This is a genomic window from Rhizobium sp. WYCCWR 11146 (genome assembly GCF_013591995.1).
GTDB lineage: Bacteria > Pseudomonadota > Alphaproteobacteria > Rhizobiales > Rhizobiaceae > Rhizobium > Rhizobium indicum.
Window position 1 is genome coordinate 215,951 of sequence record NZ_JACCEY010000043.1, and the last position, 16,045, is coordinate 231,995.

At 58.6% G+C, this 16,045-nt stretch carries 16 protein-coding genes; 13 read left to right on the top strand and 3 right to left on the bottom strand.

From position 1 onward, the window contains the following. Position 1: 1 nt before the first annotated feature. Entirely contained in the window at positions 2-457 is a 456-nt protein-coding gene (ribH, locus tag HX899_RS34155) for a 6,7-dimethyl-8-ribityllumazine synthase (protein ID WP_064653893.1), read from the bottom strand. Positions 458-804: 347 nt separating this feature from the next. Here ribH and HX899_RS34160 point away from each other — a divergent pair, with 347 nt between their 5' ends. The 6 genes from HX899_RS34160 to HX899_RS34185 all read left to right on the top strand — a co-directional run bounded on the left by HX899_RS34160 (position 805) and on the right by HX899_RS34185 (position 5,373). Beyond that, positions 805-1,164, top strand: a complete 360-nt coding sequence (locus tag HX899_RS34160) for a hypothetical protein (protein WP_072638854.1) — start codon at positions 805-807, stop codon at positions 1,162-1,164. Positions 1,165-1,365: 201 nt separating this feature from the next. Beyond that, positions 1,366-1,869, top strand: coding sequence for a cupin domain-containing protein (locus HX899_RS34165; RefSeq protein ID WP_062940701.1), 504 nt, complete (start codon positions 1,366-1,368; stop codon positions 1,867-1,869). Positions 1,870-1,896: 27 nt separating this feature from the next. Beyond that, positions 1,897-2,412 (top strand): GNAT family N-acetyltransferase, encoded by a 516-nt coding sequence (locus HX899_RS34170; protein ID WP_181294500.1) that lies wholly within the window; start codon positions 1,897-1,899, stop codon positions 2,410-2,412. 291 nt (positions 2,413-2,703) lie between these two features. Then, complete coding sequence (locus HX899_RS34175; protein WP_138328305.1) at positions 2,704-3,576, top strand: glycosyltransferase family 2 protein; 873 nt, start codon at positions 2,704-2,706, stop codon at positions 3,574-3,576. A gap of 67 nt (positions 3,577-3,643) precedes the next feature. Further along, a complete protein-coding gene (locus HX899_RS34180) occupies positions 3,644-4,381 on the top strand; it encodes a class I SAM-dependent methyltransferase (protein ID WP_171599429.1) in 738 nt (245 codons plus the stop codon). 2 nt (positions 4,382-4,383) lie between these two features. After that, positions 4,384-5,373, top strand: a complete 990-nt coding sequence (locus HX899_RS34185; RefSeq protein WP_138328307.1) for a fatty acid desaturase — start codon at positions 4,384-4,386, stop codon at positions 5,371-5,373. 41 nt (positions 5,374-5,414) lie between these two features. Here the strand turns inward: HX899_RS34185 and HX899_RS34190 are convergent, their stop codons facing one another. Further along, a complete protein-coding gene (locus HX899_RS34190; RefSeq protein ID WP_181294501.1) occupies positions 5,415-6,248 on the bottom strand; it encodes an FkbM family methyltransferase in 834 nt (277 codons plus the stop codon). A gap of 328 nt (positions 6,249-6,576) precedes the next feature. Between HX899_RS34190 and HX899_RS34195 the strand changes: the two genes are divergently transcribed. Both HX899_RS34195 and HX899_RS34200 read left to right on the top strand, forming a co-directional pair. Continuing rightward, the gene (locus HX899_RS34195) at positions 6,577-7,758 is read left to right on the top strand and encodes an acetyl-CoA carboxylase biotin carboxylase subunit family protein (protein ID WP_246697244.1); all 1,182 of its coding nucleotides are present in this window, start codon (positions 6,577-6,579) and stop codon (positions 7,756-7,758) included. Then, complete coding sequence (locus HX899_RS34200) at positions 7,755-8,969, top strand: Gfo/Idh/MocA family protein (RefSeq protein ID WP_138328310.1); 1,215 nt, start codon at positions 7,755-7,757, stop codon at positions 8,967-8,969. The genes HX899_RS34195 and HX899_RS34200 overlap by 4 nt, the downstream gene beginning before the upstream one ends. Before the next feature lie 276 nt (positions 8,970-9,245). Here the strand turns inward: HX899_RS34200 and HX899_RS34205 are convergent, their stop codons facing one another. Beyond that, on the bottom strand, positions 9,246-10,355 hold the full coding sequence (locus tag HX899_RS34205) for a DegT/DnrJ/EryC1/StrS aminotransferase family protein (protein ID WP_138328311.1): 1,110 nt from the start codon (positions 10,353-10,355) through the stop codon (positions 9,246-9,248). Between the two features lie 200 nt (positions 10,356-10,555). Between HX899_RS34205 and HX899_RS34210 the strand changes: the two genes are divergently transcribed. From HX899_RS34210 to rfbA, 5 genes are read left to right on the top strand one after another with little or no spacing between them, the layout of a single operon-like run. After that, positions 10,556-12,523: a glycosyltransferase family 1 protein gene (locus HX899_RS34210; RefSeq protein ID WP_138328967.1), complete on the top strand. Its 1,968-nt coding sequence runs from the start codon at positions 10,556-10,558 to the stop codon at positions 12,521-12,523. Between the two features lie 23 nt (positions 12,524-12,546). Continuing rightward, positions 12,547-13,125, top strand: a complete 579-nt coding sequence (rfbC, locus tag HX899_RS34215) for a dTDP-4-dehydrorhamnose 3,5-epimerase (RefSeq protein WP_138328312.1) — start codon at positions 12,547-12,549, stop codon at positions 13,123-13,125. A 6-nt stretch (positions 13,126-13,131) separates the two neighbouring features. Then, on the top strand, positions 13,132-14,187 hold the full coding sequence (gene rfbB, locus HX899_RS34220) for a dTDP-glucose 4,6-dehydratase (protein WP_181294520.1): 1,056 nt from the start codon (positions 13,132-13,134) through the stop codon (positions 14,185-14,187). A 3-nt stretch (positions 14,188-14,190) separates the two neighbouring features. After that, positions 14,191-15,078, top strand: coding sequence for a dTDP-4-dehydrorhamnose reductase (gene rfbD / locus HX899_RS34225; RefSeq protein WP_181294502.1), 888 nt, complete (start codon positions 14,191-14,193; stop codon positions 15,076-15,078). Positions 15,079-15,090: 12 nt separating this feature from the next. Beyond that, positions 15,091-15,960 (top strand): glucose-1-phosphate thymidylyltransferase RfbA, encoded by an 870-nt coding sequence (rfbA, locus tag HX899_RS34230; RefSeq protein ID WP_181294503.1) that lies wholly within the window; start codon positions 15,091-15,093, stop codon positions 15,958-15,960. Positions 15,961-16,045 lie beyond the last annotated feature (85 nt).

Consider the following 16,045-nt stretch of genomic DNA (forward strand, 5'->3'; position numbering starts at 1 on the left):
GTTATGCACCCAGTTTCTGCTTCAGCTCGATCATGGTCAGAGCTGCACGAGCGGCAAATCCGCCCTTGTCCTTTTCCGAGCGGCGCACGCGCGCCCAAGCCTGCTCGTCGTTTTCGACGGTCAGGATGCCATTGCCGATGGCAAGGGACTCGCTGACCGCAAGATCCATCAAGGCACGCGAGGATTCGTTCGACACGATATCGAAGTGATAGGTCTCGCCGCGAATGACCATGCCAAGGGCGACATAGCCGTCATAATGCGTTCCGCCATTGTCGTCTCCATCGAGCGACATGGCAATCGCCGCCGGAATTTCCAGTGCGCCGGGAACGGTGACGACCTCGAAGGTGGCGCCGGCCTCCGTCAATGCGAAGGTCGCGCCTTCGAGCAGGGCGTCGGCCATGTCGTCGTAGAAGCGGGCCTCAACGATCAAAATATGGGGAGCGGTCTCTCTCGACATGGTTCACCTTCGGTTGGCGGGACATTTACCCGCTCGGCAGCCCGCGGTCAAAACATGCCTTCGTCCGAATGGCAAGCAATTTCGCCCGATGCCGCAATGGGAAAGAGGAAATATCTGCAAGGGGATAGCCGCGCCCTGTATGCACGGCTGGGCAGGCCTCTGAAATCAGCTTTCCCGGACGCCTGGAAAGCGGCAATTCGAAGGCAGTTTTCATGAACAATTCTTAATGGATTTTCAGTGGCTTAACCCATTGAATCGCGAATGGGAGAACGCCAATTCCATGTCGTGACGCAGACGATCCCCTGCAACGACAGCCGACCGTCTAAGCAGATGAAAGGATACAAATCATGCACCGCGTTCTCACCATCACTATCGCTGCAACCCTCTCCTCCCTCGCCTTTGCCGGCGTCAGCCGGGCCGAAAGCCTTGGGATGAACACCCCTCAAGGCATCGAGCAGACGCTCAGGAGCTACCAGGGCAATGACTTCAATGTCCAGGAGGTTTACAACTGGCGCAACTTCGACGACGAGACGAGCGGCCCACACTCCGCACCGCAACGCTCCGGCCAGGCTATCCGCGGCATCCAGGCCTCGATCGACGCCAACAAGTCGCTTGCCCACCGGCTCAACAATGAGGGTGTCAATATTCGCAATGTCGTCAATGCCGAGCAGGCGGCCGATGGGAGCTTCACCTTCTACGTTCGTTGACGGCTCCAGCGCATACCCCGAAAATCGGGTCGATTTTTGGGCTATGCGTGGGATTGGAAGCGATAGAGCGTCTTAGCGTATTGCACGCTCGGCGCTCAAAGCATGGGCGGCGGGCTCCTCTCCGCCCATGCCGGGGATTTCCGAGATAAGCATTGAATTTTCCGGCGCGATGATAGTTTCTCCTGCAACAGGAGGACCATCATGACGACGGAAGCAAAAGCGGTGATCAATACCGCCGATCTCAAGCTCGACCACTGGAAACAGGGCGAATTTTATGAAAGCGCCGACACCTCGTTCGGCAAGCTTCTAAGCCTTGCCGGCCTCGGCATCAGCTACAACGAAGTGCCATCAGGCAAATCGAGCTGCCCCTTCCACAATCACCATGTCGAAGACGAGCTTTTCTATGTGATCGCAGGCGCCGGCGAATACCGCTTCGGCGATGCGCGCCATGCGATCAAGGCGGGCGACGTGCTCGGCGCGCCGGCGGGCGGACCGGAAACGGCGCACCAGATCATCAACACCGGCACGGCCACACTCGTCTATCTCGGCATCTCGACCATGGCGAAGACCGAGATCGTCGAATATCCCGATTCCGGAAAGTTCCTTGCCAAGACGAATAGAGACGGTACAGAAGCCAGGCGCTTCCGCCACATCGGGCGACCGGAAGGCGACCTCGACTATTGGGACGGCGAGCCCGGCGCCTGAGGACGTGTTTTTTCACAAGGACCCATCGTGATCGACATTCCGACCCTCGAAACGGCGCGTCTGACGCTTCGCCCTCACCGCCTCGACGATTTCGACGCGCATGCAGCGCTGTGGGCGGACGAGGATGTCGTGCGCTTCATCACCGGCGCCCCATCGACGCGCGAGCAGAGCTGGAGCCGCATGCTGCGCGTTGCCGGCATGTGGCACCATATGGGCTTCGGCTTTCTGGCGATTGTGGAAAAGGAGAGCGGCCGGTTCATCGGTGAAGCGGGCTTCCTCGAAGCCCGCCGCGAGATGGAACCCTCGATCGAGGGGACGATGGAGGTCGGCTGGGCGCTGATACCTTCGGCGCACGGCCGCGGTTATGCCACCGAGGCGCTGACCGTCCTGATCGCCTGGGCGGAAACGCATTTCCCGGGAAAACCGATGAGCTGCATCATCAGCCCCGAGAACCAGGCCTCGCTGCGGGTCGCAGCCAAGCTCGGCTTCCGCGAGACGGCGCGCACGCAGTACAACGGCGAGATCATTCAGTTTTCGCGGTAGGGCCCCGTGCGTCCGACAGGTCGCGCCATCACTTTCAACCCACGCATAACCTTTTCCGAAATCGACCGCGATTCTCTGTGTTATGCGTTCGGGGATTCAGCCAGCCGGGAGCGTGCCACTTTTCTCCCAGAAATTCATCTATCTATCGGGCCAGATCAGCGGCCTTCTGCACAAGCCTCGCGTAACGTCCGCGCTCTATGATCATGGCAAGTAGTCTGCTTCGGTCGTTCGGAGCGCCGATCACCGCTCTCGCCGACGGAGGCTGGAGGGGCGTCTCAAGGGGAGAAACATTTGCCGCGCGTATCGATCTGTATACCGGCCTACAAGCCCGATTTCTTTGAGCTCGCCCTGAAGAGCGCAATCGCGCAAAGTTTCGATGACACGGAAATCATTGTCTCTGACGATTGCCCGACGGATGCAATCGAGAAAATCTGCGAGAGATACTCAGGCGTTATCCAGTACAGCCGCAATCCGGATCCTGCCGAGTATAAAAACGTCATACGGCTCGCCGGGCTCGCCAGCGGCGAGTACATCAAATATCTCTTCGACGACGACGTCCTTAATCCGTTCTGCATCCAGTACCTGCTCCAGGCGCTTGAAGCCACACAGAACAGAGGAACGAAACTCGCGTTTTCCCCGCGCTATTTCATCGACGAGCGGAACCAGGTTACAAATCTCGGCAACGGATTGATGGTCGAAGGCTCGCTGAAGGTGATCGAGGGCCGCGACTTCATACGCATCACCGCCGTCAAGCATCATAATCTGCTTGGCGAGTTCTCATCGGCGCTCTTGAGAACGGCCGATTGCTTTGATGAATCCGGCCGTTTCAGTCTTTTCAAGGTCGTGGACGGCATCATTTCCGGACCGCTCGATCTTTCATCTTGGGTTGGGCTCTCCCTCCGCGGAGCGATCGTCGGGCATCCCATGCCCCTCTCCTATTTCCGCCAGCATTCCAATTCGCAGTCCAATCCAGCGGCCAACCGCTATTTCATCTACTCGATCACCTACTACGAGGAAGTGCTCGATCTCGCGATCGAGAATGGCTACCTGCAGCCCTCCGATCTGCCCATCGCCTATCGGAACCTCATCAATCACTATTCCTACTGGAGAGGATCGTTCCCGGAACTGGATGAACGGATCGCCCGCATCAGCACACGTCTCTAAGTCCCATGCAGGCGCAATAGAAATCGCAAAGGATTAAATCACGATGGACGGAATCACGGGATCAGAGATGCAGAAGCTCATTGAAAGTGCCGCGGCGTTGCGCTCCGCGCGTGTCGCGAAATCGGGAATTTACGAACTGAAATTGCGAGCGCTTTTGGAACTCGCCGACGAATTGAAAATTGCGAAAGAGTACACTGCCAGTCTGCCGCCGATTGATATCGGCAGCATCACGCTTGTCGACCAGGTTGTCCTGGTGTTGCTCGCCAAGATCGTGAAGCCCCGAAAGATCATCGAGATCGGCACGTACAAAGGTTTCACCACACGCCTCTTCATCGAAAACACGCCGGAACACTGCGACGTGGTCTCCATCGACCTGCCGAAGGGGCTCACGGCGCATCTAGCCGAGACTGACGAGCGCAGCGCTTTGTCGTCCGCCGAGCAGAATGACGACTATCTCCGCAAGCGCCAGGAAATCGATGGCGAGGCCTATCTGGCGTCGATCACCGAGGCGCAAAGGAAGCGCCTCACACTCGTCAAGGAAGACTCGACGACGATCAATTTCAAGGAGGCCTTCCAATCGGCCGAGATGATCTTCATCGATGGCGGACATGAGCACCAGATCGTCCGGGCGGATACGGAAAACGCATTCGGCATCGTCAAGCGCGGCGTCATCGTCTGGCATGACTACAATTCCAAGATCCACGGGGACGTCACCGAGTATTTGGCGGAGTTCTCGAAATCGCAGGTAGTCTTCCATGTCGCAAACAGCCTTGTGGCCTTTGCGTTGGTTAACATAGAGCTCTGATCATGGGTGCTAGCGAGATCAGAATCGGCAGCCTGTTGACGAAGGACGAATTCCGGGAACTCACGGCATCGAACGACCGGATCGCTTACTCCCACCTCGTGCTCAGGATCGGCATCCACGCCGGCCTGCTTTTCGCTATGGTCCGCGCATGGGAAGGCGGCTATCCCGCGCTTGCTTTCGCAGCCTTTTATCTTAACGCCGTCCTATGGCAGTTCGCCGGCTATGCCGGCATCGGCCATGAGCTGTTTCACAAGAAGGTCTTCAGCAGGAAATGGCCGAACACTCTGTTCTTCAAGCTGTTTTCCTATGTGACCTGGAACAATCCGAGCTTTTTCGAAAAAAGCCATCAGTTCCACCACGCTTCCACTTTCCATGAGGATGACAGCGAAATCTATCGCGATTTTCCGCTCGACTTGCTGGGTGCAGCGCGTCTCGTCCTGCTTGATTATCAAAGCCTTTGCAGGCGGATCCTCTATGCGCTCTGCAATGCCTTCGGCTACGAAGCGTATTTCGGCAAGGGCATCCGATTGAAACTGATGCCCGCCGAACGACGCGCGGCCCAATCCGATGCGATCTTCATGCTTGCGCTGAACGCCATCTGCCTGGCGCTGTTTTTCCTTGCGACGCGGTCGCCTGTCCTGACGTTCATGTTTTTCATCACACCGTTCGTCGGATCGCTCCCAAATCGTGTTCTGGCGCTGGCGCAGCACGTCGGCCTCGAAGATCACAAGGACGAAAGCGCGCTTCTTTTTTCAAGAACGGTCAATCTGCCGACACCGATTGCATTCTTCTATGCCAACATGAATTATCACGCCGAGCACCACCTGCTGCCGTCGGTTCCCTATTACAATTTGCCGAAGCTGCACGATATCTTGAATGCCAAACTCAAGGTGGAGCGCGAGGAAAAGGAATTCGGCTACCTCTTCACCCGGGACTTCTGGAGCTCGGTGGGAATATCGGCAAGATTGGAAGGCAATGCCGTGCCTGAATGACAGGCTGGAGCGCTTGTGTGCACACCAACCTGTCGACGCAATCAGCCTTTGGGCGTCAAGAGCATGAAGCGCATAATATTTGGCCGACCCTCGGAGCAAATGAGGTAGCGGTTGTCGTCGGTGAAATCGTTCAATTCCGGAAATTGCGTCAGATCTCTGATGGCGGGCGCAATGAATTCGACATTGAATAACGCTGAAGCCGAGGTGAGGAGACGGGTGTACTTGTCCCAGAAACCCTCGACCCAGTTGTGAATCTCGATGACAATCGTCGCCTGTTTCAATGCCGATAAGGAGCCATCGTCAAGGATTTCGAACTCCGCACCCTCGGCGTCAACGAGGACGACTGTTTTCGCCAGATCAAGATGGCTGAGCTTTTCATAAAACAGCCTGTCTGCGGCGCCGAATATTTCGATCCTGTCCGACGCGGAATTCGCCTCGGCGTTCGATGCAATGGTGCGCTGCCCTTCCTCGCTCAGTTCAAAGCAGACGGCGTTTTTCGCCCGACCCGACCGAACCATGCCGATCGCGTAATATCCGTCGGCGGCGCCGACATCGACGAAGCTCTCAACGGCATCCAATCTTTCGGAGAACAGGAAATCCAGTACTTCCTTCTCATAGAGGCCCAAGAACATCGACCCGAAGTCGCCACCGCCCCACCAATTGTTCTTCGCAAGCGACAGCCCCTTGAACGGACCGTATTTCACGACCCCACCAAGCAGATCGTAGATCTCAGACGACACGCGTCTTCTGCGCTGAAGAATCGTTTCCGCGCGCCATTGCTCCCGCATCTCCATTGTCGCGCGGGACTGCCGTTCGAACACCTTTTGGAAGAAAATACGCTCGCCTTCAATCAGATCAGGCAGTTTTTCGTTCATTGCGCGGTGTCTCTTTTTGCAGCTGCAGTCTGCATCTTTGTCCGATGCCGACGTTGGAATCACAGCCGAAAGCGTATGAGATGGTACTCGGCTTAACAAGGCGGCCGGTCTGCTTCCCACAAGCAAGGCAGCGGCGCGGGGATGAACACAGACGCCGCCCAGACCTCCAGGCGGCAAGCCTCGGGTAACGCCCGCATCCTATGACTCTCGCTATCGCGTCCGTTTCGGTCTTTCGCATATCGAAAACGGACGAAGTGGGACTGCACACCCTGTTTCGGGCTGTGCCGTTCCAACAGGCCAGCCCGGGATGCATGGAATGGACTTGAGAATGACCAAGAGAGCATTGCTCGTCGGCAGTAACTTCAGCGCAGTTCCCCTTCTATTCGCTTTGAAAAGGCGCGGCCTGCAAATTTCCGTTTGCGGAAACCGGCCGGATGAACCCTGCCATGCGCATGCGGATCAATCGCATTTCATTGACTACAGCGATCCGAACGCGCTGCTTGCCCTCGTCGAGAACGGTGATTTCGATTTCATCGTGCCGACGGGCAATGATGTTGCCTATATGTCGACCAGCTTCGTTGCCGAAAAACTCGGATTCCCACGCTTCGATTCGATGGAAACTGCGACCATCATTCACACGAAGCAGGCATTCCGTCGCTTTACCGAGCAGCACGATATCCCTGCCCCGCGTTCGGTGCGCCTGCATGGCGACTCGCCGGTCGAGACCGGGGCGCTGCGTTATCCGCTGTTGGTGAAGCCGAGCGACAGTTTCAGCGGCCGCGGCGTCACGAAGGTTTTCGACCGGACTGAACTTGCCGGCGCCATAGCCGATGCCCGGCGAAACTCGCGCGCGGTGGAGATCGTTATCGAGGAATTCATCGAAGGCAGCCTGCACAGCCATTCCGCCTTCATCAAGGACCAGGAGATCGTCTTCGACGTCTTCGTCGACGAATATTGCACGGTCTATCCATACCAGGTCGATTCATCGAACCATCCCTCGCGCCTTTCCGAAACTGTCCGCTCGAAGACGCGGGCCATTATGGCGCGCGTCGTCAAGCTGCTCGGACTGCAGGACGGTCTCATTCACACGCAGTTCCTGTCGAATGGCGACGATGTCTGGATCGTCGAATGCATGCGGCGCTGCCCGGGCGATCTTTACGGCTCACTTGTCGATCAGTCTCTCGGCATCGATTATGCCGACCTCGTCATAACGCTGCTGCTGGGTGAGGAATTTTCGGCCAAACCGCGCTTCGATCCGCCGCTGTTCTTCGGGCGGCACACCATCACCTCCGACACGCCCTCGACGCCGTTTTCCTTCTCGCATTCCATTCCATCATCCGATGTCCGCATCGCGCAGCTCAAGACCACCGGCAAACCAATGAATGCGGCACCGCTCGACAAGCTCGCCATCCTCTACGCCCGTTTCGAGTCGCGGGAGGAGATGCTGCAGGTGGCGCCGGATTTCAAAACGTTCATTTCGCTCCAAACGATGCAAGGAGATCTCGCATGATCCGCTCAAGCCAGGAAGTACCGGAGAAGCTGCGCCTCGCCTTTCTAGGCGGTGCCGTCAATTCCGCTGTGGGTCGCGCTCATCGCGATGCAATCGAGCTTGATCAGAAATTCGATCTTGTCGCCGGCTGCTTCAGCCGCCATGACGACATCAATCGCGAAACTGCGGGGCAGTACCGCATTTTGCCGGAGCGCTGCCACGCCGACTTCGATACCTTGCTCTCGAAAGAGGCCGGCAACATCGACGCTCTCGTCGTGCTGACGCCGACGCAGCAGCATACGAAACAGGTTGTCGCCGCACTCGAGGCAGGTGTTTCGGTGATCTCGGAAAAGGCGCTCGCCGGTTCGAGCGCCGAGACGCGCATGATCGGCAATGCGCGCAGTAGCGGGGCCTTTTTGGCCGTAACCTACAACTACACGGGATATCCCATGCTTCGCGAAATCCGCAGCATGGTCGAGCATGGTGTTTTTGGCGAATTGCAGCAGATCCATATTGAGATGCCGCAGGAGACCTTCCTCCGTTTCCGCCGTGACGGAACGCCGATGACGCCGCAGGACTGGCGCCTACACGACGGCGCCGTGCCGACAGTTTCGCTCGATCTCGGCGTTCATGTGCACTCGCTGCTTCATTTCCTCACGCAGCGGGAACCGGAAGAAGTCTGCGCAACCAGCCAGAGTTTCGGTCACTTTCCGCAGGTGCTCGACAATGTGCAGGCGCTCGTGCGCTGCGCCGGCGGCCTGCATTGCAGCATGTGGTATGGCAAGACCGCGCTTGGGCAACGCAATGGCCTGCGTGTGCGGCTCTATGGCTCCAAGGCATCGATCGAATGGCTTCAGGAAACCCCCGAGCTTGCCTATTTCTATGACTGCAACGGCCGCAAGCAGATCCTCGATCGCGCCAGCCCGGATATCATGATCGCTAACAATACCCGCTACGAGCGGTTCAAGGCAGGCCATCCGTCGGGCTTCATCGAAGCCTTCGCGAATTATTATGCCGACCTTGCCGACGCCCTGCTGCAACGCAAGATCAATACCGCACGCCTGCCCCATCCCTACGTGCTTGGGCTCGAGGAGGCGGAGGAAGGACTACGGCTGCTGGAAGCGATCGAATGCTCGCGGCTTGAAAACCGCTGGGTCGAGATTGAGCCGCGAGGCGTACAGCGCCCGGTGACGGAGCGGCTCGAAATCCGACCTCCGCAACTGGCGCTTTAAATCTGGCGTCTATGAGATGACGAAAGCGGCGTGATCGATGGTCACGCGGCTTTCGTATGAGCAGCCAGCTGCAACGCGCCGGCTCGCGATTTCTTATCTGGCAGGCAGAGCTCGCGCTTCAAGTCTTTGCTGACAAGTGAGGCGGCTAGAACAGGATGTCGCCCGAAAACCGCTTATACTTTTCGGCATCATGCTCTGACCGGCCTATTGGCGCACGATCTCGTACCGCAGATACTTTCGATCTGCGGTGCGAGATGACGGTCGAAATACCTTTTTTTAAGCCGACTCGATCAGCGCGCAGACCTTGTCGACGATCTCCATCTCCATGTCCGGATAGATGGGAAGGCAGAGCACCTGTTGTGCGGCTTCGGTTGCGACCGGCAGATTCGAGGGCTGCGAGGAAGGCAGGCTGCGGTACATCGAGAAGCTTGAAATCAGCGGATAAAAATAGCGGCGCGGATGAATGCTGTTTTCCTTCAGCCGTTCATAGAGCCCATCGCGTGAAATGGGATAGCCAGGGCGTACGAGGATCGGGAAATAAGAGAAGTTGGAGACGGTCTCGCCGGAACGGTCCAGGCATTCTATGCCCGCAACGCCGCGGAGCCGCTCACGGTATGCACCGTCGATGAATTCACGCCTTTCGATCGCGAACTTGATGTATTTCAGCTGCAACAGGCCGAGCGCAGCGTTGAACTCGCTCATCTTGCCATTCGTGCCTGGCGCCACCACGGTCACTTCGTCGACGTAACCGAAGTTCTTCAGCTGGTCGATGCGGGCCTTCGTCTTAACATCCGGGCAGATGATGGCCCCGCCTTCGAATGTGTTGAAAACCTTCGTCGCATGGAAGCTCAGGATGGAAAGGTCGCCGTGATTGAGAACGCTTCCCCGCTCGTCTTCCACGCCGAAGGCATGGGCAGCGTCATAAATAACCTTGAGATTGTAGAGATCGGCGATCTTCTGGATCGCATCGACGTCGCAAGGGTGGCCGTAGCAATGCACCGGCATGATCGCCGTCGTCTGCTGCGTGATCGCCGCCTCGATCTTCGCTGGATCGAGATTGAGCGTCACCGGGTCGACGTCGACGAAGACGGGCTTTAAGCCGTTCCAGAGAAGCGAATGAGAAGTGGCCACGAAGGAATAAGGCGTGGTGATGACTTCGCCCGTGATGCGGAGCGCCTGAAGCGCCGTCAGCAGCGCGACGGTGGCGTTGGAAAAGAGGCTGATGTGCTTCACGCCGAGATGGTTGCAGAGCTCCTGCTCCAGCTGCTGGTGGAATGGCCCGCCATTGGTCAGGATGCGATTGTTCCAGATTGCTTCCAGCGAAGGAATGAATTCTTCGAGCGGCGGCAGGCTGGGCTTCGTTACATAGATCTTTTCGTTTTTCATGACGCCGTCCGGAGGTTGGGCACTATCGCGCAATTAGGCCTGGTGCGAACATCCCGGCTTAACCTGTTCCCAGGCTGACCAGCGAAACTCCCGCCAACAGTGTGGCGCAAGCTTCACGTCCAATAGTCGGCACCCAAACAAGCCCGAATGCCGTTTCGTGAATCACGGAGTCGGCGACCATGTGCACGAAGGACGATGCCTTGACGATCAATCAGCTCATTTCCGCTCTGCCGGCCGGTCTTCCTGATCTGGCGCTTCTCACGGAGAAAGCTGCCGGCACGGGGTCCGTCATCATCTATCAGCCTTATCTCGATCCTTCGCAGCGCAGCCAGCTCGACGCGGCTGCCGTGCCGCTCGACATCTCGTTCAACACGCAGGCTGCGACCCGCGAATACGAGCTCTTCCGCATCCTGCATGCGCATCACGAGGCGATCGGCCTCGGCGAGGACGTGTTCTGGGGGCTGCTCTCCAGCAAATTCGAGATGAAGTCGGTGACGAGTTTTCCGTCTTTTGTCACGGAGGCGGAAAAGGCCAGGGCAGAAGGTGCGGACGCCTATCTTTACAACCCGCTGATCGGCCACGCGGCGATCTACAGCAACGTCTGGGAACATTCGCTGCTTGGCGGTCATCCCGGCATGGACCCGATCTTCCTGCATATCCAGGAGCTCGGCTATCCGATCGCGCCGCCGCAAGACAAAACCGCCTTCGCGTTCTGCAACTATTTCTGCGGCAACAGGAAGTTCTGGTCCGGATATTTCGCCTTCTGCGAACGCATTCTGGAATCGCTGGAAACTGAAGCGCGCATCGGGACGCCGGCGGGCATTGCCTATGCCGGTGCGGCGCAGTATTCACGCGACGCCAACGCGACGATGCGCCCCTTCGTGATCGAGCGTCTGCTTGGGCTCTATGTCCAGCAGGCTGCTGCCAACGGATTGAAGATCGCCGCCTTCGTGCCTGCGCCTGCCGATTTCGAGTGGAAGTTCGGCGTCCGCCTCGGCCGGATGCTGCATGGTCTTTTCGCCGCCAAGGAGGCTTTTCTTCAGAGCCGCGACCAGGCCCACTTGACCTCCTGGCAGGAGGGCCGTCAACCACTGATCAAGCAGCCGCACCTTATCTGGGGCACCGATGACCCGCCGGCCTGGATGCCGCGCGGCCAGTTCACGGGTGGCCGCGAACTGATGCGTGCCTATGCTCCGCAGGCTTTCGGCGCCTCCCCGGCGCCGCAGCAGGCTGTACGTACCGAGATACCCGCCGCCCAGAAGGTCGAGCAGCCGCTTCGCAACGCATTGCAGCCCTTTGCCGGCGGATGGCAGGCCCACAAGGATCGCCATTGCATCTGGATCGTGACGCCCGACAACTACAATCACAGCCACGCCTTCGACGAAGTCGCGCTTGGCCTACAGGGTGCCTTCGAGGAACTCGGCGGCTCGGCACCGATCACCCGGGACATTGACGCATTCGCCGGCCGTGCGCCGATCATCTATGGCGGCAATCTTCTGGCCCCGGAAGTCCTCCGTCATCTGCCGAAGGATAGCGTCGTCATCAATCTCGAGCAGGTGTCCGAAGAAAGCGTCTGGATCAATTCGCGCTACACCTCGATCCTGAAGTCGCTTCCGGTTCTCGACTACAGCCCGCGCAACCGCGAAAACCTTGCCGCCAAGGGTATCGATCACGCCGGTGTGCTCGAAATCGGTTATAACAGTTGCCTGAGCCAGATCCAGCATGCCGTCGTCAAGGATATAGACGTGCTCTTCTATGGCTCGTTGCCCGAACGCCGCCACCATATCCTGAATACGCTTGAACAGGGCGGGCTCAAGGTCGTGCATCTCTTCAACGTTTATGGTGCGGAACGCGACGCGGTGATTGCCCGCGCCAAGATCGTCATAAACATCCATCATTATGCGAGCGGCGTCTTCGAAATCGTCCGCATTTCCTATCTGCTTGCCAATCGCGTTTGCGTGCTGACGGAAGGCGACATCCGCGATCCGGACCTCCAGCCCTTCATCGGCGGCTTGGCAATTGAGCCCTATGACGACATGATCGAGCGCTGCTACAAGCTGATCGCAGATGCCGACGAGCGCGATGCCATTGCCGCGAAGGGCCTTGCGGCCATGCAGAGCCGCTCGCAGGCGGACATGCTGATGAGCGTCATGAGGGCGGGCGCTTGATAAAAGCCGCAAAAAGGTAAGTCATGCGTATTGAGACCACGGCCATCGAGGGCATCGTTGCGATCACGCCGCCACGCTTCGGCGATCACCGCGGCTACTTCTCCGAGGTATTCAAGGATGCCTGGTTCCGGGAAAATGTGGCCGACGTCACGTTCATCCAGGACAATGAATCGCTTTCGGCGCAGACCGGCACCGTCCGGGGGCTGCATTTCCAGATACCACCCTTTGCACAGGGCAAGCTGGTGCGCTGCCTTGCCGGCCGGATCATGGATGTCGTCGTCGATATCCGCGAGGAATCACCGAGCTTCGGCAAATGGCTCTCTCAGGAGCTCTCGCCGGAAAACGGCATGCAGCTCTGGGTACCGGCCGGTTTCGCACACGGATTCGCAACGCTCGAGCCGAACAGCGTCATCAGCTACAAGGTAACCGCACCCTACAGCCCGCAGCATGATCGGGGCATCGCGTGGAACGATCCGACGATCGGTATCCGCTGGCCCTTCTATGAGAGAGACATGGTATTGTCCGACAAGGACAAGACGCTGCCGCGGCTCGCCGATCTGCCAGGCCATTTTTCCTGTTCAGCACAGCAACCCAGGGATTGATCGATGATGCGCATACTGGTCACGGGCGGAGCGGGCTTCATCGGATCTGCATTGGTGCGCCATCTCGTCAGCGAGATCGGCGCCGAGGTGCTGAATGTCGACACGCTGACCTATGCAGGCAATCTGGCATCGCTGAAATCCGTCGAATCGGCGCCGAACTATCAATTCCTGCAGGCCGACATCTGCGACCGCGCCAGGATGCAGGAAGCATTCGCGTCCTTCCGCCCTGATATCGTCATGCATCTCGCGGCAGAGAGCCATGTCGACCGCTCGATCTTGGGCGCGGCCGATTTCATTCAGACCAACATCGTCGGCACATTCAGCCTGCTGGATACCGCACGGCACTATTGGGATGAGCTTGACGCTCGCCGCAAGAGCGCCTTCCGCTTTCTGCATGTCTCGACGGACGAGGTCTACGGCTCGCTCGGCGACGAGGGCCTCTTCGAGGAGACGACGCCTTACGATCCGTCCTCGCCCTACTCTGCCTCCAAGGCCGCCAGCGACCATCTGGCGATCGCCTGGCACCGAACCTACGGCCTGCCCGTCGTCGTCTCCAATTGCTCCAACAACTACGGCCCGTTCCATTTCCCCGAAAAGCTCATTCCGCTAATGATCCTGAACGCACTGGAGGGCAAGCCTCTTCCGGTTTACGGCAATGGCGCGAATGTCCGCGACTGGCTCTATGTCGAAGACCACGCCCGCGCGCTCTTCACGATCGCATCCAGTGGGCGCCCCGGCGAAAAATACAATGTGGGCGGCCGCAATGAGCGCAGGAACATCGATGTCGTTCATCGCATCTGCGCTATTCTCGACGGCGTCTACAGTGACAAGGGACCGCATGCACGTCTGATCACCAACGTCACGGACCGCCCTGGACACGACGCACGCTATGCGATCGATGCCTCCAAACTCGAAAGCGAACTCGGCTGGAAGGCGCAAGAGACCTTCGAAACCGGCATCGAGAAGACAGTGCACTGGTACTTGAAAAACGAATGGTGGTGGAGGCCGCTGCGCGAAAACGTCTACTCCGGCGAACGCCTCGGCGTTTTCAAGGGACGATAAACGATGCGCATTGCCGTCACCGGCAAACAGGGCCAGGTCGTTCAGTCGTTGCTCAGACGTGGCACCGAAATGGGCGTCGAAATCAGCGCGGTCGGGCGCCCGGAAATGGACCTCGCGGATCCTGCAAGCATCGCAGCCGCCTTCTCGGCTCTGCGGCCGGATGTGATCGTCTCGGCGGCTGCCTATACGGCGGTCGACAAGGCCGAGAGCGAATCCGAGCTTGCTTTTTCCGTCAACGCAGCAGGCGCCGGGGCAGTTGCCGAGGCTGCTGCGCGGATCGGGGCCCCGGTCATCCACATTTCGACCGACTACGTCTTCAGCGGCGACAAGGCCTCCGCCTATTCCGAAGAGGATGCGACGGCGCCGATCTCCGTCTATGGGCGTTCGAAGCTCGCGGGCGAGAAGGCCGTTGCGGCGGCGAACCCGAACCATGTCATCTTACGCACCGCCTGGGTCTATTCGCCCTTTGGCACCAATTTCCTGAAAACGATGCTGCGGCTTTCCGAGACGCGCGATCATCTTCGCGTTGTCGCCGATCAGACAGGATGCCCGACCTCGGCACTCGACATCGCCGACGCGATTCTTGCGATCGCATCCCGTATCGTAGCGGACCCTGCGCCATCGCTGCGCGGGACCTTTCACCTGACCGGCAGCGGCGAAGCAAGCTGGGCGGACTTCGCCGAAGAGATATTCGCGGAGCTTGCTAAATCCGGCGGCAAAACCGTCGGCGTCGAGCGCATCCTGACGGCGGACTATCCGACATCGGCGAAGCGTCCCGCCAATTCACGTCTCAACGGCGACAAGCTCGCCAGAACATATGGAATCCGGCTGCCGGAGTGGAAGAAGTCGATGAAGATTGTCATGCAAGACCTTTTGAATAAGGGTCTTTAGGGAGAGATGGGCATGAAGGGGATTATTCTCGCCGGCGGCACGGGCACGCGTCTGCATCCGATCACGCAGGCCGTCTCGAAACAGTTGATGCCGGTCTACGACAAGCCGATGATCTACTATCCGCTGACGACGCTCATGCTCGCCGGCATCAGGGAGTTGCTGATCATCACCACGCCTCACGACGTCGAAGCCTTCAAACGCCTTCTCGGCGACGGCTCGCAATGGGGAATTTCGCTGACCTATGCCGTGCAGCCGAGCCCAGACGGCCTCGCCCAGGCCTTCATCATCGGCGCCGAGTTCCTGCACGGCGACAGCTCAGCACTCGTTCTCGGCGACAACATTTTCTACGGGCACGGACTGCCTGAAATCATGAAATCCGGCACGAGTCGGCGGGAAGGCGCGACAGTATTCGCCTATCACGTCACCGATCCGGAACGCTATGGCGTTGTCGGCTTTGACAAAAAGATGAACGCGCTGTCGATCGAGGAGAAGCCGAAGAAGCCAAAATCGAACTGGGCGGTGACCGGCCTCTATTTCTACGACCAGCAGGTGGTCGATATCGCCGCCAACCTGAAGCCGTCGCCGCGCGGTGAATTGGAAATCACCGATGTCAACCGCACCTATCTCGAGCGCGGCCAGCTTTTCGTGGAGCTGATGGGCCGGGGCTATGCCTGGCTCGACACCGGCACGCCGGACAGCCTGCTCGATGCAGCAGGTTTCGTCAGCACGCTGGAGAAACGCCAGGGCTTCAAGATTGCCTGCCCCGAAGAGGTCGCCTGGCGCATGGGTTACATCTCGCAGGACGACCTCGCCAAGCTCGCGGAGAAGCTCGGCAAGAGCGCCTACGGCCAGTATCTGACGAAGCTGTCCCCGGATTGGTGAGCTATTGGGCCGCGCCGCGTCACAGACGTGCAGTTGGATGCGTCGACGAGCGCCTGATGTTGTTCCGCGCCCAGCATGCCAGTCG